Source organism: Alkalihalobacillus deserti (assembly GCF_020734105.1).
GTDB lineage: Bacteria > Bacillota > Bacilli > Bacillales > Bacillaceae_D > Halalkalibacter > Halalkalibacter deserti.
The window spans coordinates 142,615-167,628 of sequence record NZ_JAJAFR010000005.1; the positions used below are offsets into that span (position 1 = coordinate 142,615).

The window sequence follows — 25,014 nt, forward strand, 5'->3', positions numbered from 1 at the left end:
ATTCCAAAATGAAAATTAAGAAATAGTTAGTAAATAGTTAAATTCCATGTACTAACGGGGAAGCCTGTTTAGTCACGGATTTATAAATAAAGAAGCGTGGTGTAACAATGGGAGTGAATATTGCAGATCTAGGGAATATGAAGCTTAAAGAACTCTATGAACTTGCTAAGGAATACAAAGTTTCCTATTACAGTAAATTAACAAAAAAAGAATTAATCTTTGCCATTTTAAAAGGACAAGCAGAGCAGGATGGCTTATTGTTTATGGAAGGTGTTTTGGAAATCATTCAGTCAGAAGGCTTCGGTTTCTTAAGACCGATTAACTACATGCCTAGTTCTGAAGATATTTATATTTCCGCTTCACAAATCCGCCGTTTTGACTTGAGAAATGGTGACAAGGTTTCAGGTAAAGTAAGACCACCAAAAGAAAATGAACGTTATCACGGATTGTTACATGTGGAAGCCGTAAACGGCAATGCTCCTGAAACATCACGGGATCGTCCTTACTTTCCAGCTTTGACACCTCTTTATCCTGAACAAAAAATCAATCTTGAAACAGCACCGGGTCGCGTTTCTTCACGAATTATTGATATGATATCACCCGTTGGCTTTGGACAACGTGGTTTGATTGTAGCGCCGCCTAAAGCAGGAAAAACATCTTTGATGAAAGAAGTTGCAAACAGCATTGCTGAAAATCATCCTGATGTTGACCTCATCGTATTGTTAATTGATGAGCGTCCGGAAGAAGTAACAGACATTGAACGTTCAGTGAAAGCAGAAGTCGTCAGCTCTACTTTTGACGAGGTTCCAGAAAACCATATTAAAGTAGCCGAACTAGTCCTTGAACGTGCGATGCGTTTGGTTGAACATAAAAAAGACGTGGTTATCTTAATGGATAGTATTACTCGTTTAGCTAGAGCCTATAATTTAGTCATTCCGCCGAGTGGCCGGACGTTATCTGGTGGTATTGACCCAGCTGCGTTCCATCGCCCAAAACGCTTCTTTGGTGCGGCTCGTAACATTGAAGAAGGTGGTAGCTTAACGATTTTAGCAACTGCGTTAGTTGAGACAGGCTCACGTATGGATGATGTCATTTACGAGGAGTTTAAAGGGACAGGAAATATGGAATTGCATCTTGATCGTAAGCTTGCTGAACGCCGTATCTTCCCTTCTATTGATATTCGTCGTTCGGGTACTCGTAAAGAGGAACTGCTTATGCCAAAGAAACAGCTTGATAAGCTATGGGCGATTCGTAAGACGATGAGTGATTCACCAGAATTTGTCGACCAATTTATCAAACGCGTAAAAGAAACGAAAACGAACGCAGACTTCTTTGAGGCGATGGAAGAAGAAATGAATCGAAATAAAAAACGGTAGATAAACGTTTTTCTATTTATGATTTAGGACGTCACTATCAAAGTAGTGAAAAGGGAATATCCAGTACAACCACATTTTTCTAACAAGCATTTATCCAATTGCTTGAAAATGGAGTTGCATTTTCAAGCCTGGCTTGTTATAATTTCGACATGTGTGATTTAGATAACTCTGTTTCGAAAAGATTCAGGGCAAAAGGAGATGAAACAAATGAAACAAGACATTCACCCAAAATACCAGAAAGTGGTATTCCAGGATACAAGCACAGGTTTCAAGTTTTTAACAGGTTCTACAAAGGGATCTGCTGAAACAATTGAGTGGGAAGATGGTAACACATACCCACTTTTAAAAGTTGAAGTTAGTGCAGACTCTCATCCGTTCTACACTGGTAAGCAAAAGCTTAACGATGTTGGCGGACGTGTTGATAAGTTCAAGAAGAAATACAAGATGAAGTAAAATTGGATAGTGAACAGGCAAGCGCGAAGCTCTTGCCTGTTTTTTTTGCTCATATTACTCATAATAAGAGTAGAAAATTCTAATGAATAATTTGTTGTGTGGGGGAATGAAGATGTCATGAAACAAGATGGCTAGGTTGAAGTCATTTGTGGAAGTATGTTTTCAGGTAAGTCAGAAGAGCTTATTAGAAGAGTTCGTCGGGTTAGCTTTGGAAAACTGAATGTGCAAGTGTTTAAGCCAGAATTGGACAACCGTTATAGTGAAGAGGAAGTGGTCTCACATAATGGTACGAAAGTCGTTGCGACTCCTGTGAAAAGATCTGTAGATATATTGGAATTGATCAAAGCCGATACACAAGTGGTCGCTGTTGATGTTTTGTTCCCAATCTATTCATGATTAAAATAATAGTAAACATAATAGTTTAATCCATGCTATATAGGATCTAAGATAGTAGACGCTCATAGGGGGTTGTATACTATCTTCTTTGTGTACTATTATATAGGAACATGTGTTTGATAAGGGCGGGGAAGTGATTGGCTTGAAAAAAAAGACATACCGATTAAAGGTAGAAAAGTCCTTAATAAAAAGTAGTCCAACAGATGATTGGCATATGTCCTCCCAGTACCATAGCTGTTCTTACTACAGGATTCTAACCAGTCATTAACTTCTTAGTAGTAAATTGAAATATAAAAAAGAACAAATCCATATTAAGTGGTTTAGCCAGGATCAAATAAATGCAATAGTGGAGTCCTTACCAACTCTTAGAGATAAAATAATATTTGAGATAAATATCGAAACAGGAATGAGAATAGGAGAGATTCTTGGTTTAAAATTAAAGCACTTTGAACCAAATGAAGGTATCCTAAGTATAAAAAAAGAAGAAAATATAGAGAATGAGGCACTTGCAAAAACTAATGAGCGGGAATTACCTATAAGCGGTGAATTGTCAGAAAGAATTGAACTTTATATTCGAGGCGAGAGGTTAGATTCCCTAACCGATAATGTTGATTATATCTTCTTAAATTGGAAAGGGAGCGCTAAAGGAGGGCCTTTAAAACCAACAAATTATTTAAGAATTATAAAGAGGGCAGCAGAAAGGGGTGGCTTCGATCAAAGTGAAATAAGAACTCATAGTGGAATAAGTACTCTAGCACAACAATTAGTAGATGCTCTGAATGATCGTAAAGTAACTGAAGCATTCATACTAGAACAATTTGGGTGGGGAAGTATGGATACACTTAAACGGTACGTGACAACTTTTAATAGAAAAGGAAGACATAAAGTTTATAAAAAATTAAACATAAGGCGTTTTCAAGACAAAAGTAAAGGTTAAGGGGATTGTTTTATGGCACAATTATTTTTTAAATATGGAGCTATGAATAGCGGTAAGTCAATTGAAATACTAAAAGTAGCTCATAATTATGAAGAGCAGAATAAACCCGTACTCATATTCACCTCTGGTATAGATAATAGAGATGAAGTGGGATATGTGTCTAGTAGGATAGGGTTTAGGAGAAAGGCTATTCCTATATTTGATGAAACCAACATATATGAGACTGTTAAGAGTTACACTCAAAGAAAATATTGTATACTCGTCGATGAATCACAGTTCTTAAAAAAACATCATGTATTACAATTGGCTCAGATTGTTGATGAATTAGGTCTTCCAGTGATGAGTTTCGGACTTAAGAATGACTTCCGTAACGAATTTTTTGAAGGAAGTAAATATTTAATGCTATATGCAGATAAGGTAGAAGAAATGAAGACGATATGTTGGTTTTGTGAAAGAAAAGCTACCATGAATTTGCGTGTAGACAATCAAGGTAAGCCTGTTTATTCAGGGGAACAAATACAGATTGGAGGAAATGATTCTTATTATCCAGTATGTCGTAAGTGTCATCAGGATCCTCCACTTTAGTTTGTTTGATAAGGAGGATCCTTCACATGAATTTGAGTAATTATTATAGCATAGAAGAATTATCCAAAATGATTAAAATCGGTATAACTCACTAAAAAAAGTATAGGAACAATATGAAAACTGATTAACATAGGTGAGTTCCCTAATGCAGAAAAAAATTCGTCTGGATGGAGAATACCAAGAAGTAATATAGAGAACTTTTTATCAGACGATCCAGAACTATTTTCTATCGAGCATTGTGCAAAACTAATAAAGTGCTCAGTAGAAACTGTAAGAAATTGGTGTGATAAAGGGCTCTTTCCGCGAACTATAAAAAATGAATCGGTTTGGGGCATAGCAAAAGAGGATATAGTTGCTTTTAATAAAGACCCAGTAGGATTTTTAACAGACAATAAGGGTAATTATTATAGGGAAGCAAATGGTAAAAAAGGTGTAGGGTTTTGTAGCAATATTGATAGTTGTAATCCGGATGGGACAAGTGTGCATTTTGAGTGTTATTCGTGTAATTGGTTTGTACCAAAAGCAGAATATTATGAGGACTATAAAATTGAACTAGAATACTGGACAAAGGTTATGGAGAGAGAAGAAGGTAATCCTAGTAGAGCTGCTCATTTTGAAAACGTTGTACGAAATGTAAATTGTCTAGAAAGAATTGTTAAGATCTGTCACAATGGCTTAGTATTCACCTTCAAAGTATTGGAAGAACAGGTGAATGCAGGGGAGATAGATTACTATGAGGTATAACGAATCCTTAAAGAAAAGACACGAAATACTACGAAAAGCAACTATAAGGTCGTACAAGAGGCTATAGAGTACATTAGGGAAACTGAAGGTGGAAAAGACCCCGATCACAGCAAAAAAGCTACAAGGGCACACTGAGCATCTAGAGGAACTCTTTATAAAGCACATGGAATAAGTATATATTAATAGGCTCATATGTTACTTTTTGCGAAGCGTAGTGTTCAGCGGCGCTTTTTATCACTATCTTAGAATAAGTTCATTTATGTATCCTTCACCTATTATATATCATGTTAATTTTCCCCACTGTTAATTAAACAATATTTATATTTCGAGATTTTAACCATAACAGGAGGTCGTTCTCTACGATTTTACATCCATCTTCTATTTAATATTGTGTAAGTTATTGTTATACCAAACCGGACCGCACCGAACCGGTTTGACCTATCTCTTCAGCAGTAGGGTGGTATTTTCCTTGCATCACCAAGACCAGCAATTGATATATATGAGTGGTTTTTCATTAACGATGGAGAACCTCTTTTTCTATTAATGAAATCTAATATGAATTTACGAAGCCATCATAGCTTTTTAAGAAAATGGAAAGGAGAAATGACTCCTTTTCATTTTACGCTTAAACGATATGTTTAATTAATTTCAACACTAATACCATATTCTGCAAAAGCAGTTTTCATTTCATCTTTTGCTTCTTCTTCATCATCACCATGAATTTCTAATTTATATTGAGTAGAATTAGACAATAAGGATACACTTAGTCCAAGAAAGCTTTTTACATCAACTATTTTGTTTTCTATATGCAAAACAATACTTGATTTAAATTTGTTTGCAGTGTTTACAATAGAAGCCATATCTTTTACATTAATTGACCCTGATTGTACAGCTCTACCTAATTTCGATGCATCGGACGCTCTTTTATTAAAATTCATTTATGAAATTCCTCCCCCTGTAAAAGGTTATATAAGATTATCTTAGGTTAATTATACTATTATCTTTGCACGCTGTAAAAATACAATGAAGATAAAATTTACAAATATATATCAATTTACAATATTATTGTTATTTCCATTCTTATTTTCCACACCAAGCTTCAGCTTGCGTAAGCACTTGCAGTTAAAAACCTCCTACTTTAAGTAGTTTCGCTTTTAGCCGACTTTAGTCGGTATTACTCGTTGGAGGTTCAGTCCTCCAACGAAGAACCTCCATACTTTAGTGTGGAGTCGTTTATTCCATGTTTTTAGTATATGGATCTATACTTTTTACAACCTCTCCTATTGTTAACATGATAGTATAGGGGTTATAAGCGGTAGTATGGCATAAAAATTACATGAAAATCTATAAATTATATCATTAAACATAATAACGTGTTTTGATTGTGAATGAATTCAAAAGTGACAAAGCGCGATCAATTGATTAGTTTAATAATAAAAGGAGACAAGAGTAATGGATCAAAAAATACTCCCAGTATTGCCGAGTATGAAAGAATTTGAGGACTTTTTAAAAAGTCCTTTTGAGATCGGTGTTCTTATGGAAATGCATGTAGCGCAGTTAAAGAATGTTCATATGATGGCAGAGGCCCATAAAAAAAAGATTCTTTTTCATGTTGATTTAATTAATGGTTTAAAAAATGATGAGTATGCGACAGAATATCTTTGTCAGGAGTTTAATCCCTATGGCCTAATTTCTACAAAGTCCAGTGTTATATTAAAGGCAAAACAAAAAGGGGTTCTAGCGGTACAAAGAATATTTTTAATTGATTCTCATGCGCTTGAAAAGAGTATTAAGTTACTAAAAAAAACAAAACCTGATTATATCGAAGTACTTCCGGGGGTTATGCCTTTTCTTATTAAAGAGGTAAAGAAGCTAGTTGATATTCCAATTTTCACTGGCGGTTTTATTAAAACCCCTGAAGAGGTGAAAAATGTATTAGAAGCTGGTGCAATTACAGTAACAACCTCTAATAAAGAGCTATGGCAAACTTTTAGTAAATAATAAGAGCAAAACCATTGCTATCAAAAGTATTTGACCTCGTTTTCATTCTTAGAGTATAATTTAATTACATGTTAATAAGCGTGATGGAGATGGGGAGATTCACGAAAAAATACCTTCTTAGGTATTTTTCGTTGAGTCTTCCTTTTTTAGTTTTGAAAAACTTAAAAATTGTTTTGCTAGTTGAAATCAAAGTTCTGAACGAAAATGTATTACCTCAACTATAATTAAGGGAGGATTCTAGATGGAAACATATATTTTATCATTAGATCAAGGCACAACCAGCTCAAGGGCAATTCTCTTTAATAAAAAGGGAGAGATTGTTCATGTAGCAAAAAAAGAATTTGAACAGTATTTTCCCAATCCTGGGTGGGTTGAACATAACGCAAATGAAATTTGGGGAACTGTTCTTGCTGTTATAGCAACCGTTTTGTCAGAAGTTAATGTAAGTGCAGAGCAAATTGCGGGAATTGGCATTACTAATCAGAGAGAAACAACAGTTGTGTGGGATAAAGAAACAGGTATACCTGTTTATAATGCAGTTGTTTGGCAGTCAAGGCAAACAAGTAAAATTTGTGAAGGACTTAAGAAATTAGGCCTTGAAAATACTATCCGTGAAAAAACAGGCTTATTAATCGACCCTTATTTCTCAGGTACTAAAGTAAAGTGGATTCTTGAGAATGTTGAAGGTGCAAGAAGAAAAGCTGAAGAAGGAAAATTATTATTTGGTACAATTGATACATGGCTCATTTGGAAGCTTTCCGGTGGTCGTGCGCATGTAACCGATTATAGTAATGCCTCAAGAACATTGATGTTCAATATTCACGAGCTAAAGTGGGATGCGGAATTGCTGAAAATTTTAGATGTGCCTACTTCAATGCTACCAGAGGTCAAATCATCTTCAGAGATTTATTCCCATACGATTGGATATCATTTCTTCGGTAAAGAAGTGCCGATCGCTGGAGCTGCAGGAGATCAGCAGGCAGCTATGTTTGGTCAAGCTTGCTTTGATAAGGGAATGGGGAAAAACACTTATGGAACGGGATGCTTTATGCTAATGAATACTGGTGAAAAAGCAGTTCGTTCTGAACACGGTCTATTAACCACCATCGCATGGGGATTAAACGGAAAAGTGGAGTATGCACTTGAAGGAAGTATATTTGTTGCTGGTTCTGCCATTCAGTGGCTTCGCGATGGAATGAGAATGTTTAGTGATGCCAGTGAGAGTGAAGAATATGCAAGGAAGGTTCACTCAACAGATGGTGTATACGTTGTACCAGCCTTTGTAGGACTTGGTACACCATATTGGGACAGTGAGGTAAGAGGTGCTGTTTTTGGCCTAACTCGTGGAACGAGTAAGGAGCACTTTATCAGAGCTACCATTGAAGCCCTTGCTTATCAAACAAAAGATGTATTGTCCGTAATGGAGGTTGATTCAGGTATCAAGCTGAAAACGTTACGAGTTGATGGTGGGGCAGTAATGAATAATTTTCTATTAGAATTTCAAAGTGATTTATTAAATGTTTCGGTAGAAAGACCTGTAATCAATGAAACAACTGCGCTAGGAGCAGCATATCTTGCAGGTTTAGCCGTAGGGTACTGGGAAAATAAGGAGGAAATTGAAGCGCAGTGGGCTGTTGACCGTTCATTCGAGCCCGAAATGTCCGATGAGAAACGTGATCAACTATATAATGGCTGGAAAAAGGCAGTGCATGCTACAATGGCATTTAAATAATAAATCTTAAATTTACCATATAAAAAATTAAAATAATCTGCTATATTATAGATAAGTTAATATTCGGTAGGAGACACGGAGAGGCCGCGACGCATTATCTTTTTAAGGTAATGTTGTTCGTGGCCTCTTTTTTTATGCCTTTAAAAGGATGAAAATATAGAAAAGACTTAAGCTATTGAATAAAGTCGTATTTTTCTAAAGTATATAAGGGGGAAAAATAAATGTTAAAACGAAACGATATTATTTCTGAATTATCTGATGTGTCGTTTGATTTACTAGTCATTGGTGGAGGTATAACAGGAGCAGGAATCGCACTTGATGCCACAACTCGTGGAATCAAGACAGCAGTAGTTGAGATGCAAGACTTTGCAGCAGGTACATCTAGCCGATCTTCAAAACTGGTGCACGGAGGATTAAGATATTTAAAACAATTAGACTTTAAAGTTGTGGCAGAAACTGGGAAAGAACGAGCAATTGTGTATGAAAATGGCCCACATGTCACCACTCCGGAATGGATGCTCCTTCCTTTTTATGAAGGTGGAACGTTTGGGAAATTTATGACCTCTATAGGTCTTAGAGTGTATGACTTCCTCGCTGGTGTGAAAAAAAGTGAACGAAGAGTTATGTTTAGTGTAGAAGAAACCCTAAAAAAAGAACCGTTAATTAAAAAAGATGGTTTAAAGGGTGGGGGCCATTATGTTGAATATCGCACTGATGATGCAAGATTAACAATAGAAGTCTTAAAGAAAGCGGTCGATAGTGGAGCAACAGCATTAAATTATGCGAAGGTTCAAGAATTTCTTTATGAAAACGGCAAGGTAGTTGGTGTGCTAGTTGAAGATCAGTTAACAGGGGAGAAAATTAAAGTAAGAGCTAAAAAAGTAATCAATGCTACTGGTCCGTGGGTAGATTCGTTAAGAGAGAAAGATGGCTCGAAAAAAGGGAAAGGATTAATTTTATCTAAAGGCGTTCACATTGTTATTGATCAGTCACGCTTCCCGTTAAAGCAAGCCATCTATTTTGATACAAAAGCAGATAAACGAATGATTTTTGCAATACCTCGGGGCGGGAAAGCCTATGTAGGGACGACTGATACATTTTATCATGATGATCCTACGTCACCAGAAATCACTCAAGAAGATGTAGATTATCTTATCGATGCCATTAATTTTATGTTCCCCGATGTAAAAGTAACTCGAAAGGATGTTGAATCATCTTGGGCTGGAGTTCGCCCGCTCATCCTAGAAGAAGGGAAAGATCCATCAGCAATTTCACGTAAAGATGAAATTTGGGAATCTGATTCAGGTTTAATTACGATTGCGGGTGGCAAATTAACAGGGTATAGAAAGATGGCTGAAACGATTGTGAATCTTATTGCAGAAAAATTTGATTCTGAAGAAGGCCAGAAATTCATGGGTTGCCAAACAAGGAAGCTGCCTATTTCTGGAGGGGACGTAGGAGGGTCAAAGAAGTACGTACAGTTTGTCCAAGAAACAGCAGAACAAGGAACCAAATTAGGTTTATCTAAGAAGGATGCAACACATCTGGCATCGTTCTATGGATCAAATGCACCTGTCGTATTTAATTTGCTGCATAAAGAAGAAGCAGAAAAGTATGAAATGCCTATCGTGGTTTTTGCGAAACTTGTGTATGCGATCGAGTATGAATTGGCGGTTACTCCAGTTGACTTTTATTTCAGAAGAACGGGAAGTCTTTTATTTGATATTGACACCGTGAGAAACACGAAAAATCAGGTTTTACGATATATGGAAGAACGATTCGGATGGTCTACTTCTGAAAAGGAAAGGTTTAATGCTGACCTTGAGGCAGAGATAAAAAACGCTACTGGTAATGAATAATAGTACCTCTTTCAATGCCCTCGAAGCAATGAGCGGAGCCGTTGCTAAGTTTTTAAAAGCCTACTATGAGTGGGGTTCTCATAGCAGGCGCGCGACGTGCGAAGCCATTGTTACTTAAATAGGGGCACTGAAAAAGGTTGATTTTTACCTGTGCCCTCGTAATTTGAGATCTTTTTCAATTGTATTTTCGTTTTAAGAATATTTTTCAACATAGAAGGCAAAATAAATTTGAAAACCTTAGATTGCTCTATTTATTCATTATAGTTCTAGCTATTGCGCAAGACGCTCTTTCTGAAATTCTAGGTGTTAATGTTTGGCTGAGTGGAACTGAATTCGGATCCTTAATATAATTTAACAACGTGTTCACCATTTGTTGGGCAATTTCTTCAACAGGTACACCAACACTTGTTAAGGGGACTTCTAAATTTTCCAGCTGTGGGATATTGTCATAACTAATGACGGACATATCCTTTGGGATAATATAATTCGCTTGTCTCAATCCACGGACAATGCCTGCACTAATGTCATAGCTTGAACCGATAATGGCAGTAGGCTTTAACGGTGAATTTAAGAGGTGCATCGTTGTGATATAGCCGTCATACCAATCCAGTCCTCTAGTATCGATCAGATTGTGATTGCTGACTTTAAGTCCGAATTTTACCATTGCCTGTTGAAATCCATCATATTTTTCAACTTGCCTTTCATCGGTGAAAGAAAAATCTCCAATAAAAGCAATGTTTTCATGTCCAAGCTGATATAAGTATTCAACGGCTACATTCATTGCTTCTTTATAATTTACATCAATAACAGGAATTGATTTATCTCTACTTACGCCATAAGTAACGAGAGGCATTGAGGTTGATTGTGGCATATCGATGTTGTGTTTATTAAACGCGATAACGCCGTCTACTTGGAATCGCTTGTACATTTCAATTGATTTTTCAATTGAGTCTATGGAAAGGATCATTTTATAGTTATGCTTGCTAATCTCTTCATTAATTTTTGTTACCAAGGTAGATGGTGCAACGCGTTCTAATGTGGGCCATATTAAGCCAATAACATTAGATTGCTTAGAGACGAGTCTTTGGGCAGCGTAATTTGGTTCATAGCCCATCTCTTTTGCGAATTTAATAACTTTATTCTTTGTTTCTTGTTTAACAAGAGGACTATTATTTAAAGCTTTCGAAACAGTTGAATGACTAACTCCAAGCTGTTTTGCAATATCCTTTATCGTTAATTTCATAAGAGTTCACCAACTATTTAATTATTTTTAAAATCGAAATATAGATTAATAACCACGTTATAAAAAAATAACTGAAGAACAGTTATATAATCATATTTTACAGTTATAAAGGGATGTGTCAAACGCTTATGATTAAAAAAAGACAAAATTTTTATGAATCACAGTTGAAAATTTACGCATTATAAAGTAAAGTAGTCATTGTAATAATCACGTTGTAAATAATGATGTTAATGGTTTTTGGTCGGATATTATTCATCAATAATGAAAACGTTATTTTGTTAAAAATCAATTCCTCTGGCGGATAATCTTATTTTTGTTTAAAAGATTTTTGTATAAATAGTATTGAAAAGGATTACAACTTAACAACGTTGTTTATTACAAAAAATTAAATGTAGGGGGAACACCAATGAAAATGAATAAACTTTTATCAATAGCAGCAACTGGTATTTTATCTCTTTCATTACTAGCTGGATGTGGAGCAGGTAATGGTGGAGGCGGTAATCAAGAAAGTAGTAGTCCAGAAGAAACTGGCAATGCAGAAGCAGTTTCATTACGATTAGCACATAATCAGCCAGAAACGCATCCTATTCATACTTCATTAATGGAGTTATTAAATCTTACGGATGAAAATTCAGAGGGAAATGTAAAAATTGAAGTATTCCCGAACGGACAATTAGGTCAAGAACGTGATGTTATTGAGCTTGTAAAATCAGGTACTCTTCCAATGGCGAAGGTAAGTGCAAGTGCATTGGAAGCGTTTGATTCGAACTATGCGATTTTCTCACTCCCGTTCGTATTTCAAAGTAAAGAGCACTATCATGAAGTAATGGATAATAGTGAGGCTGTTCAAGAAATTTTTGAAGGTACTAGAGACCAAGGTTTTGTTGCTATTGGCTGGTATGATGCAGGTCAGCGCAGTATTTATACAGCTGATCAAAAAGTAGAGTCTCCTGCAGATATGAATGGATTAAAAATTCGTGTACAAGAAAGTCCAACATCTATCTCAATGATCAAAGCGATGGGTGGTTCACCAACACCAATGTCTTATGGTGAAGTTTACACTTCTCTTCAACAAGGTGTCATTGATGGTGCAGAAAATAATGAAACAGCTTTAGTGAGTAGTAAACATGGTGAAGTAGCAAAAGCTTATACGTATACTGAACACCAGTATGTTCCTGATGTTTTAATTGTAAGTACAAAAACATGGGATAGTCTGTCAGAGGAGCAGCAACAAGCAATTCTAGATGCAGCAAATACGTCTTCAGAAAGTCATAAAGATGTATGGAATCAAGCAATTGAAGAATCTATTACAGCTTCGGAAGAAATGGGAGTAACATTCTATACGATTGATAAGCAAGCATTTATTGATGCTGCGGCACCACTTCATGAGGAATTTAAAGCAGAAAATGAAACCAATGGAAAATATTTCGATGACTTCCAAAGCCATCTTAAATAAGTTATAGGAAAAGTAGGCCTCTATTTTCTGACTGGTTCATGTTCAGAAAAAGAGGCCTATAAAATATTGAGAGAAGGTGCCGATCCTATGAGGAAAATAGTCGATACGGTTACAGCAGTTTTAACATGCTCTTTAATGACCGTTATGGTTATAACAGCTTGTTGGCAAGTCTTTACTCGTTTTGTTCTAAGTGCCCCCAGTACAGTTTCAGAGGAGTTTTTAAGGTATTCTCTTATTTGGCTGACGATGGTTGGTTCAGCCTATGCATACGGAAAAAAGAAACATTTAGCTGTTGTTTTTGTTGCTCGCAAAATACCCGAAAAATATCAAATATTTGTGCGATTGCTTGTTGAAGCAGTTGTCATGGTATTTATTGTTGTTATTCTCCTTTTTGGGGGAATAAAAGCCTATCAAAATGCAGTAGGGCAAATTTCATCTGCAATTGGAATGCCAATAGAATATCTATATTTAAGTCTAATCGTTTCAGGAGTTTTATTTTTATTTTACTTAGTACTCCATGTCAAGGAGTATTTCGCAAAAGCAAAGCCAACTTCACAATGAATACACATTTTTCTAAGGTTTTAGTATAAAGGAGTGAAATTTTATGGCATTACAGGCGGGACTTGTTTTAGTTGTTGTATTTCTGCTCATGCTTGTTATTAGTGTGCCTATCTCGATAAGTATTGTAATTGCTTCTCTGGTTACTATCCTTACCATTTTGCCGATGGATATGGCTATTTTTACGGCGGCGCAAAAAATTGTAACAGGACTTGATAGCTTTACATTGTTAGCTGTTCCTTTCTTTATTCTTTCAGGTATCTTGATGAATAATGGCGGGATCGCCGAACGCCTCATAAATTTTGCGAAGGTTCTTGTAGGAAAAATGCCAGGTTCCTTAGCTCATGCAAACATATTGGGTAATATGTTATTTGGTTCTCTTTCAGGTTCATCTGTTGCAGCAGCAGCAGCAATTGGCAGAACAATGGGGCCGTTACAAAAGAAAGAGGGGTATGACCCGAAGTTCTCAGCTGCAGTAAATATTGCTTCTGCACCAACCGGATTAATTATCCCCCCAAGTGGTATATTGATTATTTATTCTTTAGTAAGTGGGGGAACATCTGTCGCCGCTCTATTTATTGCAGGTTATTTACCAGGAATTTTATGGGGATTAGCTTGTATGTTAGTTGGTTTTATTATTGCAAAACGCAAGAAATATCCTGTATCTGAAAGAGTATCTTTTAGTGTAGCTTTTAAAACATTTTTGGATGCAATTCCCAGCTTAATGTTGATTGTCATCGTTATTGGTGGGATATTAGGCGGGATATTCACTGCAACTGAAGCTGCGGCTGTCGCAGTAGCCTATACATTCATTTTGGCTATGGCTTATCGTACTGTTAATATGTCAGATATGCCAAAAATCATAATGGAAACAGTTGAAATTACTTCAGTTATTATGCTGCTTGTAGCTGCTTCTTCTGTTATGTCATGGGTAATGGCGTTCACAGGTATTCCTACTGCTCTTAGTCAATTGATTATGGGGATTTCCGACAATGCGATTATTATTTTATTAATCTTGAATGTACTCTTATTATTTGTTGGTACCATTATGGATATTACTCCAGCGGTTCTTATTTTTACACCAATATTTTTACCGATTGTAACTAGTTTTGGAATGGATCCGCTTCATTTTGGAATTATGATGATTTTAAATTTAAGTATTGGAAATATTACACCTCCAGTTGGAAGTGCGCTTTTTGTTGGAGCAAGTATTGCAAATTTAGATATAGAAGATGTGATAAAACCACTTGTACCATTTTATGTATCGATCATTTTTGTTCTGCTCCTTGTAACATATATACCAGAAATTAGTATGATTTTGCCGAGATTGTTCGGTTATTAGATTACATTTTAATAACGTGATTAATTTAATTAATAGTAAGTAGAGACCGTTACGACATTTTAAAAACCTGCTTTCATAATAATAGTAGAAAAGGTGAGTTTTATGTCTTTAAGAGAAAATTATCAATTTCAATTTTCAGACCAAAAAGAAAATGTTTTAATGTTCCAATTGGACAATTCTAATGTTATAGCAAGAGTGATTGTGTTAGAAGAGGATATGGTTCGGGTTGTAATGACAAAAGGTGACGAGCTTAATGTGAAGAACACTTGGCTTGTCGCTCCAGGAATGGATGACGTTCCTCTTAAAGGTAGGGATCGTTTTGACTTATCACCTTTTTCGTTACCAAAGTATAAGTTTCAAAATGAAGGAAGCCATTTTACTGTAGAAACGAAAAGATTAAAATTAGCTATTAATTTAGATGGTTTTAAAATCACCTGGTTTTACAAAGACAGTGAAGGAAATGTACAGCAAATTGCTACAGACCGATATACACAAGCGTATAATTTCGATGGTTCATTAGGGGAAGGGGTCCATCATTATCAGCAACGAACATTAGATGAACAATATTTTGGTCTAGGTGAGAAAAGTGGAGAAATGGATCGTTACGGGAAACGTTACCGTATGCTAAGTGTTGATCCGATGGGTTACGATGCCCAATATACGGACCCGTTATATAAACATATTCCATTCTATATTACTAGAAATAAGCAAACAAATATTTCTTTTGGTATTTTCTATGATAATATGGCGCAAAGTGTTTTTGATATGGGAAATGAAATGGATAATTATCATGGATGGTATCGTTATTATCAATCCATGGCTGGAGATTTAGACTACTATGTAATTCTTGGTCCAGAAGTAAAGGATGTTGTAAAAAAATATTCATGGTTAACAGGGAAAACAATCTTTGCTCCTAAGTGGAGTTTGGGGTACTCTGGTTCAACCATGACCTATACAGATGCACCTGATGCACAACAGCAATTGAAAAAATTCATAGTACAATGTGAAGAACACGACATCATTTGTGATTCGTTCCAATTATCTTCTGGCTATACATCAATTGGAGATAAGCGGTACGTGTTTAACTGGAATACCGACAAGTTTCCAGATGCTAAAGGATTTATAAATGAGTACCATGAAAAAGGTATAAGACTATGCGCAAATATTAAACCTGCATTGTTAAAAGATCATCCTGTTTTTAATGAGTTAAAGGAAAAGAACATGTTTATCTTATCTGGTGATGGGGAACCTGAAATGGCTCAATTTTGGGATGAAGTCGGTGCATACGTTGATTTTACCAACGAAGAGTCGGTGGATTGGTGGAAGCAAAAGGTAACAGAGCAGCTTTTAGAATATGGCATTGATTCCACTTGGAATGATAACAATGAATTTGAAATTTGGTCAAAAGATGCAACTGTAGATGGATTTGGTGAGAAATTAAGCTTTGAAGTTGTGCGTTCTCTGCAGCCGCTTCTTATGATGAAGGCTTCTTATGAAGCACAAATGGAATTTGCTCCTGAGATCAGACCGTATTTAATTTCTAGATCTGGAAGCCCAGGGATGCAGCGTTATGTACAAACGTGGTCTGGAGATAACTATACAAGCTGGAAATCCCTGAAGTACAATATTAAGATGGGGCTTGGGTTAAGCTTATCAGGAATCTATAATATTGGTCATGATATCGGAGGATTTTCAGGACCAGCTCCAGAGCCAGAATTATTAGTTAGATGGGTACAAAACGGAATTTTTCATCCACGTTTCACCATTCATTCATGGAACGATGATAAATCTGTTAATGTTCCTTGGATGTATGAAGAGGCAACAACTGGTTTAATCCGTGATTTAATCAAGTTCCGTCAGCGTATCATTCCTTATCTATATACTGCTTTATATAATGCGCATAAAAAGTATGAACCGATCCTTCGTCCAACTTTTTATGAATTTGAAGCAGATGAAAAAACATTTGAAGAGAACGATGATTTCATGATAGGTGAATCAATGCTTATTGCTTCCGTTGTTGAAGAGGGACAAAGAGAAAGAGAAGTGTATCTTCCTCAACACGAAGCTGGTTGGTATGATTTCCATACTTGCGAATGGTATGAAGGTAGTCAAACCGTTACGATCCCGGCACCACTAGAATATAATCCTTTATTAATTAAAGTTGGAAGTATTATTCCGATAAACGATACTGATTCTTCATTTGCAAATAAGGACAAGGATGAGAGAGGTTTCTTGTTATTCCCGCATAAGCAGTCAGGAAGCACATCCTATGAACTTTATGAGGATGATGGTATTTCAGCTAATTATCAAGAGAATCATACGATCGTTTCCGTTCAAATGAATGCTGATTCCGAAACAATCAATGTAAGCTACAAGATTGAAGGGAAGTACAAGCTTCCATATGAAAGCCTTTGTTTCTATTTACCTGAAAATGAACAGCGTAAATTGTTTGTAAATGGACAGGAAATCACAAAAGAAAATAATAGGTATTCTGTAGCTTTGTAAAAATTGGATTCCACCTGTGTGGAAGTGATATAACCCTTATAATCAAGGGCTTCCTGTGGTTTATCTCCTACATGGTGCATACGGAAATCATAGTTCCTGGATAAGATTTAGTAATATTGAAATATAAATACAATCAAGAAGAGCATGCCTTATTTTAATGAGGGCGTGCTCTTCTTATTCGTTCAATCTCATGTTGCATTAAGGTCTATTTTAGAAAGCGTTTCCAATAGTAGTTTTTAGAATTTTCGAAAAATTATTGTTAGATATTCTATCAGAAATGAAGATCATGTTAGAAAATCTTGGTATTGTAAAATGCGTAGACAAAACCATACATAACTAGGGAGGATCAATTATGAAAAAGTTTTCAAGAAGTAAGTCCATTCTTATGGGAATGGCAATGTCAACGATGGTTGTATTAAGTGCTTGTGGAGGAAGTGAAACAACGGGTGAGGCAGAAGGTGAAACAGGGGCAGAACCAACAGAAGAAGCAATTGAAGGAGATGAAGTCAAAGTTGGGATCTTACACTCGCTAAGTGGCACAATGGCGATGAGTGAAACATCGGTAAAGGACGCTGAATTATTAGCGATTGAAGAAATCAATGCAGCTGGCGGGGTGCTAGGTAAAAAGATTGTCCCGGTTATCGAAGACGGAGCATCTGAACCATCTGTGTTTTCAGAACGAGCAACAAAGCTTTTGCAACAAGATGATGTTGCGGTTGTGTTTGGTGGTTGGACTTCTGCAAGTCGTAAAGCGATGCTGCCGGTTTTTGAAGAGAACAATGGACTTCTTTACTATCCAGTTCAATACGAAGGAATGGAAGCATCCCCTAATATCTTTTATGCAGGTGCAGCTCCTAACCAACAAATAGTTCCAGCGGTAGAATGGTTGCTTGAAAATAAAGGATCTGAATTCTTCTTGTTAGGTTCAGATTACGTTTTCCCAAGACTAGCTAATCAAATTATCAAAGCTCAACTAGAGGCGAGTGATGGAACAACAGTTGACGAGCAATACACTCCACTTGGTCATACAGATTACAGCACAATTATTTCTCGTATCAGAGAAAGTAAGCCAGAAGTTATTTTCAATACCCTAAATGGTGATAGTAACGTTGCTTTCTTCAAACAACTTGCAGATGCAGGGATTACATCGGATGACGTCACGATCTTATCGGTCAGTGTAGCAGAAGAAGAAATTCGTGGGATTGGTGCAGATGTATTAGAAGGACATTATGCAAGCTGGAACTATTATCAAACAACAGATACACCAGAGAATGCTAGTTTCGTAGAAAGCTATAAAGAAATGCTTGGCGAAGAGCGTGTAACAGGTGACCCAATCGAAGCAGCTTACTTTATGGTTCACTTATGGGCAAAAGCAGTTGAAGAAGCAGGTTCACTCGATATAGATGCTGTTAAAGCAGCGGCTCCTGGTCTTGAATTCGATGCTCCAGGTGGAAAGGTCATCTTTGATGGCGATAACCAACACGTTTGGAAAACGGTTCGGATTGGAGAAGTGCAAGCAGATGGTCAATTTAAAGAAGTATGGAACTCAGGTGAGCCAATTAAGCCAGATCCATTCTTAGAAGGATATGAGTGGGCAAGCGAAATTTCTTCTAGTATGCAATAAGTAAATGGTTGATGGGAGACCATTGAAAAAAGGTGAAAACCGTACCTTTTTCAGCGGTCTCGTTGATGGAGGGTGATTCTTTTACGAGTAGTCACCCTCTGTTATAAAAAATAATAGAAACTTGCAAGAGAGGTTGTTAAAATAACCTCCGAAGCCATTGCATGTATAGAAAAAGGATGGGGTTAAAATGGAAGGAATGGTCGTCCAAGGCTTTAATGGCATTAGCTTAGGTTCTATTTTGTTACTCATTGCATTGGGTCTAGCAATAACATTTGGATTAATGAAAGTAATTAATATGGCTCATGGTGAACTGATTATGATTGGAGCATATGCGACGTATGTCATCCAGTTGTTATTTGAAAATTACGTGCCAGCAGACTATTTCAATTGGTATTTTATCCTTGCGATACCTTTTGCTTTTATCGTGGCTGCATTAATCGGAATGTTATTGGAGTACGTGGTCATCAGGCACTTATATGGTAGGCCGCTGGATAGTTTACTAGCGACTTTCGGTGTTGGATTGATCCTGCAGCAAACGGCAAGATCTATTTTCGGAGCTCCTAATGTAGGGGTAGAAGCACCCTCCTTTTTAAGAGGCGGATTACAAGTGATGTCTGTTACGCTTCCATATAGTCGGCTTTTTATTATTGGACTCGTTATCGTCTGTTTTCTAGGATTATTCTTCTACTTATATAAAACAACAGGAGGAAGACGAATTCGAGCGGTTATGCAAAACAGAGATATGGCTACATGTCTCGGAATTTCATCGAGAAAAGTAGACTCGTTAACATTTGCGATTGGATCCGGTTTTGCCGGGATCGCTGGTTCGGCCCTAACGCTAATTGGTCCAATTGGGCCTACGATCGGCCAGAACTACATTATTGATGCGTTTATGGTAGTCGTTGTTGGCGGCGTCGGGATGTTAGCAGGTACTGTAATAGGAGCACTTGGCATTGGTATGTTTACTACCATTTTTGAGTTTTGGACAGATGCATCGATGGGGAAAGTCCTTGTGTTTGCGCTTATCATTCTGTTTTTACAATGGAGGCCCTCAGGATTATTCTCTCTGCGCACACGTTCATTAGATTAATAAAAAAGGAGAATGAAAAATGCCATTTTCAGTAACGAAATATATATTTGACAGAAGGTGGATGTTCGTTGTTTTATTACTGTTTTTAATCCTTTGTCCACTTTTTTTGTCAGATTTTCGCTTGAATTTATTAGGACGGTTTTTGGCTTTTGCTATTCTTGTTATTGGCTTAGATCTTCTATGGGGATATGCAGGTGTTTTAAGTCTTGGACACGGGATATTTTTTGGAGTAGGCGCTTATATTATGGCAATCTATTTAAAACTCGAATCAGGTACGGTTCCTGACTTTATGATGTGGAACGGCATTACAGAGCTTCCATGGTTTTGGGCTGTCTTACAAAGTCCTTTTGTGGCGATCCCACTCGCCATTATTGTGCCAGCGTTAATAGCTGGGACTTTAGGGTTTTTTATCTTTCGCAATCGTATTAAGGATGTGTATTTTACCATCCTTACTCAAGCATTGGTCATCGTAACGGTTACGCTTATTATTAGTAAACAAGAATTTACTGGTGGTACGAATGGAATTACAGGCTTTTCGACGGTTTTCGGCCAACCATTAATGGCACCATCGACACAGAAAATCATTTATTTTGTAACGATCGCCTGTTTAGCTACTATTTTCTTTTTTTGTTATAGATTGGTTCATAGTCGATTCGGAAAAACGCTCATTGCGATTCGCGATGGTGAAAATCGTCTTCGTTTTTCAGGGTATGATACAACCTTGTTTAAAGTATTTGTCTTTGCAATATCTGCTGGAATTGCAGGGCTTGCAGGAATGTTATTTGTCTTACAAGTCGGAATGATCTCGCCAACAACAATTGGAATCGTTCCATCGATTGAAATGATTCTTTGGGTGGCAATAGGTGGTCGCGGGACGTTAATTGGACCTATTATAGGAGCCGTCGTCACCAATTTAGCCAAAACCTTTTTCAGCGAAAATTACCCTGATATCTGGTTGTTTTTCTTAGGATCTGTTTTTGTCATCATTGTATTATTCCTACCAGGTGGATTAATGAGCTTATTTAATAAATTACGTGGAAAGAAAAAAGGAGGACGAAGAAATGAAACGAAATCAATCTCGGAAGATAGAGAGCGAAGACGTACTGCAGTGTAGCGATGTAGTCGTTCGCTTCGGTGGATTTACAGCCATTAATCATTTCTCTTTTTCGATTGAACGTGGGGAACTTCATTTTCTGATTGGACCGAATGGCGCAGGGAAAACGACGTTTCTCGATGTATTATGTGGAAAAACAAAAGCGACGGAAGGCGATGTCTTATTTAGAGAAAAACATGATTTAACAAAGTTTAAAGAGTTCGAAATCGTTCGTAAAGGGATTGGGCGGAAATTTCAAGCTCCTTCGATATTTCCTAACTTAACTGTCTTTGAAAATTTGGAGATTGCAATGAAGCAAGATAAGAGCATCTGGTCGATTCTACTTGCGAAAACAACGCAGCAGCAACAGGAAGAGATTGAAAAACAACTTGAATTGATTGGACTATTGGAGCAACGCGACGTACAAGCGCGAATCCTTTCTCATGGACAGAAACAATGGCTTGAAATCGGAATGGTGATGATGCAAAAGCCTGACTTGCTCTTGCTTGATGAACCGATTGCCGGGATGACAGAGGAAGAAGAAGAGAAAACAGGGGAACTACTATTAAAACTCAAACAGCAATGTACGATTATCGTTGTCGAACATGACATGGATTTCGTTCGGAAGTTTGCTGAGAAAGTCACCGTTATGCATGAAGGAAAACTGCTTTGCGATGGTCCAATGGACAAAGTTCAATCAAATGAAAAAGTAATAGAAGTCTATTTGGGAAGAAAAGGAGTTGAATCTAGTGCTGCAACTACAACAGCTTGAAGTCGCCTATGATGAAAGTACGGTAATAAGAGATATTACAATGGAAATTCGTCCAGGACAGATTGTCTGTTTAATGGGCCGAAATGGTGTCGGGAAAACAACATTGATCAAATCGATTATGGGATTACTAAAAGCAAAAAAAGGAGTTATTACTTACGGAGTCGACGAAATGACTCATAAAACGCCAACCTATCGTGCGAGACGAGGAATCAGCTATGTTCCACAAGGAAGAGAGATCTTCCCGCAATTGACCGTGAACGAAAACATCATGCTCGGCTTAGAGGCTCGATCCAATTCGAAAAGAACAATCGATCAAAAAATCTATGATTATTTTCCTGTGCTAATAGAAATGAAAGATCGTCTTGGCGGCGATTTAAGTGGTGGCCAACAGCAACAATTAGCGATTGCTCGTGCCCTTGTTTCTGAACCAGAATGCTTGCTGCTCGATGAACCAACAGAAGGAATACAGCCAAATATTGTTCAAGATATCCAAAATGTTATCCGCGACATCAAAAAACAAAATGAAAACATCTCGATCCTTTTAATTGAACAAAGCTTTGACTTCGCCAAAAGCGTAGCCGATTATTTTTATATTATCGATAAGGGAAGAATTGTTTACGAGGGTGAAGAGTTAATTGAGTCTGAGGTAAGTCATCATTTGAGTGTGTGAGAGTTACTTCGAACATTAAATTTTTGGAACAAAGTCATTTCAAACAAGCGAGAGGCCATCTTTAAAAGATGGTCTTATTGATTTTGGGAGTCTTTTTTACAAAAGTAACGATCTTTTTAATTTTTGCGGTTACTACAAATTTGCATCCCCACCGATTTACGAAGGATTAAAAAACTATCTGAGTCAACGCCAGATGCTGACAATGGCATCAATTCCCAAATTTCTGTTTGAAATGATCAACATTATTGGAAACTTCGGTACCGTGTTTGTCGGACTACTGACAGCGGGCAATTGCAAATTTATTCAAGATTCGAAAGAAATGAGTAATGCTGGGAGTCTCTCATTGTTGGGAGCCTGTATTTTCTATTTTTATTATGCAGTTTTAATGTGAATATATGCGCGTAATTAGTTCAAAAAAGGTATGGTCAAAACTAACAGTGAACAAAAGCAATTTGTCTGGACATACTACGAATGCAACCCCATTTTAAAGCATGGAGGTGCTCTGTATGAATAAAAAATGGTTAAGTTGTTTAGCTGTTGGGATGCTGCTTGCTACAGGGTGTAATGATCCTGAGCCGCCAGAAGCACAAGCATTAGGGAATACGAATAATTCAAATTACATGGACCGAGCAATACATGGTGTATTTGGGCTTGGTCCAATGAATGATCTAAGTTCTAACCGCCAACGTGTCACTTATAACGAAGTTGCCGAATTTAACAAGGGTACAAGTTATATCACTCCACAAAGTACACGTAGAACGTTAGAAAACGATCAAGCGTTGATCCATCATATCATTGAAGTCGAACATAATATGAAGGCAGGAGTGGTTATCATTGCCGGAAGCCACGCTTTTGTCAATGTGACACCGCCAACAGAACTTAATGATGACGAAAAGAAAAAGGAAATGGGGAAACTTAAACGAGCTCTTTTACAAGAAATTCCACGTTACCGAGTACATGTTAGTGAAGAGAACGCCTAAGGGCGTTCTTTTTTGGGTAATCTGTCAGGTATGAGGCTAGCGGTTTTATTTTACACAGTACTTGGGGGGATAAATAAAATGCGCAAATTGTCGAAGTTTCGTTCCCGGGAAATAATTTAGAGAAAGTAAAGTGCGCACTTCCCGACTTTGCTCTGGACACGAGCCATTGACAACCTTAAAAAGACCAGGGCATGCATATAGCAACCTGGCCTCCCTACTGTTGTGCCACTCATTATTTTTTCCGCCGCGCGACTTGCTGAATTGGATCCCACACACTGTTATAAGGAGGTGCGTAAGCTAAATCTAAATCTTCTAGCTCTGACACGTGCATCCGGTGGTAAAGGGCAGTAGCTAGCACGTCAATCCGTTTATCGACTCCGGCTTCACCAATGATTTGACCGCCGAGTAATTGCTCCGTCTCTGCATGATAACTAAGGCGTATATCCATTTTCTTTCGATCAGGATAATAGCTAGCAATATCAGAAATGGAGGCCGAAATCGTCTTAAACGGATAGCCAATCTCTTTCATCTCCACTTCAGACAAACCAGTCCTGCCTAAGGTTAGGTCAAAAAACTTAATAATGGATGTTCCGACAATGCCTTGAAACGGTCGAGGGTTACCGACCATGGCTCTTCCAGCAAGACGTCCTTGCTTGTTTGCATGTGTGCCAAGAGGGATGTAATCGTCACGCTCTTTTACCCGATGGTGTTGGGTCGCACAATCGCCAGCGGCATAGACATTTTTAATATTCGTCTCCATAAAGGCGTTTACTTTAATGGCACCATTATCAAATAGGTGAATGCCGGTTCCATCTAAAAAATGAGTATTCGGACGTACACCAATGGCAACGATGACAAGATCAGTATCAATAGTACCTTTGTCGGTCACCACACGGCGAACATGTTTATCACCTTCAAACGATTCAACCGACTCATTATATTTTAAAATAATTCCATGCTTTTGCGCTTCTTTATGAATGTTATCTGATAGTTCTTCATCAAAAATCTTTGCTAGCCGCGGTCCGCGCTCGACTAATGTGACTTCTTTTCCAAGCTCAACCAGATTTTCTGCCATCTCAAGTCCGATATAGCCACCGCCAACGACGACAACACGCGAAACACGATTTAATTCAGCTACGATTGCCTTTGTGTCAGGAATCGTTTTGACCGTATGAATGCCATCTAATTCGACGCCATCCCATGGAGGCAGAACGGGACTTGCACCTGTAGCAATAAGTAGCTTATCGTAGTCCAGCTCAAACTCCTTGCCAGAAACGGTTTGTTTTTCTACATCAATCGCAGTGACTTCATGATTGACTCTTGCATCAATTCCATATTTTTCTCTGAATGTTTCGATATCGCGGGCAATTAAAGTATCAAACGAGTCAATCACACCGCTAACGACATAGGGTAGGCCACACTGTGCATAAGAATAAACAGCTCCCATTTCAAGTGTGGTTACTTCCGCTTGTTGATCTGCTCTGACAATTTGCATTGCTGCACTCATCCCTGCAGCATCGCCACCGATAATGACATATTTCATATCCTCACTCCTTTAGTAGTAAAATACCCATTTTTAGTTTAGATAAGCAATGAAA

General features: G+C 37.4%; 21 protein-coding genes and 1 pseudogene. 19 read left to right on the forward strand and 3 right to left on the reverse strand.

Annotated features, from left to right (window positions below; genetic code table 11):
- Positions 1-107: 107 nt before the first annotated feature.
- From rho to LDX58_RS11670, 6 genes and pseudogenes are all read left to right on the forward strand, one after another.
- Positions 108-1,376, forward strand: a complete 1,269-nt coding sequence (gene rho / locus LDX58_RS11645) for a transcription termination factor Rho (RefSeq protein ID WP_227937007.1) — start codon at positions 108-110, stop codon at positions 1,374-1,376.
- Between the two features lie 207 nt (positions 1,377-1,583).
- Entirely contained in the window at positions 1,584-1,829 is a 246-nt protein-coding gene (locus LDX58_RS11650; RefSeq protein ID WP_035661966.1) for a type B 50S ribosomal protein L31, read from the forward strand.
- Positions 1,830-1,973: 144 nt separating this feature from the next.
- Positions 1,974-2,201, forward strand: a pseudogene (locus LDX58_RS11655) (thymidine kinase); the annotation flags it as partial.
- A 307-nt stretch (positions 2,202-2,508) separates the two neighbouring features.
- On the forward strand, positions 2,509-3,162 hold the full coding sequence (locus LDX58_RS11660; protein WP_227937008.1) for a tyrosine-type recombinase/integrase: 654 nt from the start codon (positions 2,509-2,511) through the stop codon (positions 3,160-3,162).
- A gap of 12 nt (positions 3,163-3,174) precedes the next feature.
- Positions 3,175-3,747: a thymidine kinase gene (locus tag LDX58_RS11665; protein WP_227937009.1), complete on the forward strand. Its 573-nt coding sequence runs from the start codon at positions 3,175-3,177 to the stop codon at positions 3,745-3,747.
- 480 nt (positions 3,748-4,227) lie between these two features.
- Positions 4,228-4,491 (forward strand): hypothetical protein, encoded by a 264-nt coding sequence (locus LDX58_RS11670; RefSeq protein WP_227937010.1) that lies wholly within the window; start codon positions 4,228-4,230, stop codon positions 4,489-4,491.
- A gap of 638 nt (positions 4,492-5,129) precedes the next feature.
- Here the strand turns inward: LDX58_RS11670 and LDX58_RS11675 are convergent.
- Positions 5,130-5,429 (reverse strand): HPr family phosphocarrier protein, encoded by a 300-nt coding sequence (locus LDX58_RS11675; protein ID WP_308017502.1) that lies wholly within the window; start codon positions 5,427-5,429, stop codon positions 5,130-5,132.
- A gap of 514 nt (positions 5,430-5,943) precedes the next feature.
- Here LDX58_RS11675 and LDX58_RS11680 point away from each other — a divergent pair.
- From LDX58_RS11680 to LDX58_RS11690, 3 genes are all read left to right on the forward strand, one after another.
- The gene (locus tag LDX58_RS11680; RefSeq protein WP_227937011.1) at positions 5,944-6,492 is read left to right on the forward strand and encodes a glycerol-3-phosphate responsive antiterminator; all 549 of its coding nucleotides are present in this window, start codon (positions 5,944-5,946) and stop codon (positions 6,490-6,492) included.
- A gap of 241 nt (positions 6,493-6,733) precedes the next feature.
- A complete protein-coding gene (gene glpK / locus LDX58_RS11685; RefSeq protein ID WP_227937012.1) occupies positions 6,734-8,224 on the forward strand; it encodes a glycerol kinase GlpK in 1,491 nt (496 codons plus the stop codon).
- A 221-nt stretch (positions 8,225-8,445) separates the two neighbouring features.
- The gene (locus tag LDX58_RS11690; RefSeq protein ID WP_227937013.1) at positions 8,446-10,083 is read left to right on the forward strand and encodes a glycerol-3-phosphate dehydrogenase/oxidase; all 1,638 of its coding nucleotides are present in this window, start codon (positions 8,446-8,448) and stop codon (positions 10,081-10,083) included.
- A 247-nt stretch (positions 10,084-10,330) separates the two neighbouring features.
- Here LDX58_RS11690 and LDX58_RS11695 read toward each other — a convergent pair whose 3' ends face one another.
- Positions 10,331-11,326, reverse strand: a complete 996-nt coding sequence (locus LDX58_RS11695; protein WP_227937014.1) for a LacI family DNA-binding transcriptional regulator — start codon at positions 11,324-11,326, stop codon at positions 10,331-10,333.
- 406 nt (positions 11,327-11,732) lie between these two features.
- Here LDX58_RS11695 and LDX58_RS11700 point away from each other — a divergent pair, with 406 nt between their 5' ends.
- The 10 genes from LDX58_RS11700 (at position 11,733) to LDX58_RS11745 (ending at position 23,416) form a co-directional block, all read left to right on the forward strand.
- Positions 11,733-12,782 carry a TRAP transporter substrate-binding protein gene (locus LDX58_RS11700; RefSeq protein WP_227937015.1) on the forward strand — a complete coding sequence of 350 codons (1,050 nt, stop codon included), beginning with the start codon at positions 11,733-11,735 and terminating at the stop codon, positions 12,780-12,782.
- A gap of 87 nt (positions 12,783-12,869) precedes the next feature.
- Entirely contained in the window at positions 12,870-13,343 is a 474-nt protein-coding gene (locus LDX58_RS11705) for a TRAP transporter small permease (protein ID WP_227937016.1), read from the forward strand.
- Positions 13,344-13,386: 43 nt separating this feature from the next.
- The gene (locus LDX58_RS11710; protein WP_227937017.1) at positions 13,387-14,682 is read left to right on the forward strand and encodes a TRAP transporter large permease; all 1,296 of its coding nucleotides are present in this window, start codon (positions 13,387-13,389) and stop codon (positions 14,680-14,682) included.
- A gap of 102 nt (positions 14,683-14,784) precedes the next feature.
- Positions 14,785-17,187 carry a glycoside hydrolase family 31 protein gene (locus LDX58_RS11715; RefSeq protein ID WP_227937018.1) on the forward strand — a complete coding sequence of 801 codons (2,403 nt, stop codon included), beginning with the start codon at positions 14,785-14,787 and terminating at the stop codon, positions 17,185-17,187.
- A 352-nt stretch (positions 17,188-17,539) separates the two neighbouring features.
- Positions 17,540-18,811 (forward strand): urea ABC transporter substrate-binding protein, encoded by a 1,272-nt coding sequence (gene urtA, locus LDX58_RS11720; protein WP_227937019.1) that lies wholly within the window; start codon positions 17,540-17,542, stop codon positions 18,809-18,811.
- 187 nt (positions 18,812-18,998) lie between these two features.
- Positions 18,999-19,901, forward strand: coding sequence for an urea ABC transporter permease subunit UrtB (gene urtB, locus LDX58_RS11725; RefSeq protein WP_227937020.1), 903 nt, complete (start codon positions 18,999-19,001; stop codon positions 19,899-19,901).
- A 19-nt stretch (positions 19,902-19,920) separates the two neighbouring features.
- On the forward strand, positions 19,921-21,015 hold the full coding sequence (gene urtC, locus LDX58_RS11730; RefSeq protein WP_227937021.1) for an urea ABC transporter permease subunit UrtC: 1,095 nt from the start codon (positions 19,921-19,923) through the stop codon (positions 21,013-21,015).
- Positions 20,963-21,766 carry an urea ABC transporter ATP-binding protein UrtD gene (gene urtD / locus LDX58_RS11735; protein WP_227937022.1) on the forward strand — a complete coding sequence of 268 codons (804 nt, stop codon included), beginning with the start codon at positions 20,963-20,965 and terminating at the stop codon, positions 21,764-21,766. The genes urtC and urtD overlap by 53 nt, the downstream gene beginning before the upstream one ends.
- Positions 21,744-22,436 (forward strand): urea ABC transporter ATP-binding subunit UrtE, encoded by a 693-nt coding sequence (gene urtE, locus LDX58_RS11740; RefSeq protein WP_227937023.1) that lies wholly within the window; start codon positions 21,744-21,746, stop codon positions 22,434-22,436. The genes urtD and urtE overlap by 23 nt, the downstream gene beginning before the upstream one ends.
- 506 nt (positions 22,437-22,942) lie before the next feature.
- Positions 22,943-23,416 (forward strand): hypothetical protein, encoded by a 474-nt coding sequence (locus LDX58_RS11745; RefSeq protein WP_227937024.1) that lies wholly within the window; start codon positions 22,943-22,945, stop codon positions 23,414-23,416.
- Between the two features lie 232 nt (positions 23,417-23,648).
- Here the strand turns inward: LDX58_RS11745 and LDX58_RS11750 are convergent, their stop codons facing one another.
- Positions 23,649-24,959, reverse strand: coding sequence for an FAD-dependent oxidoreductase (locus LDX58_RS11750; protein ID WP_227937025.1), 1,311 nt, complete (start codon positions 24,957-24,959; stop codon positions 23,649-23,651).
- Positions 24,960-25,014: the final 55 nt, after the last annotated feature.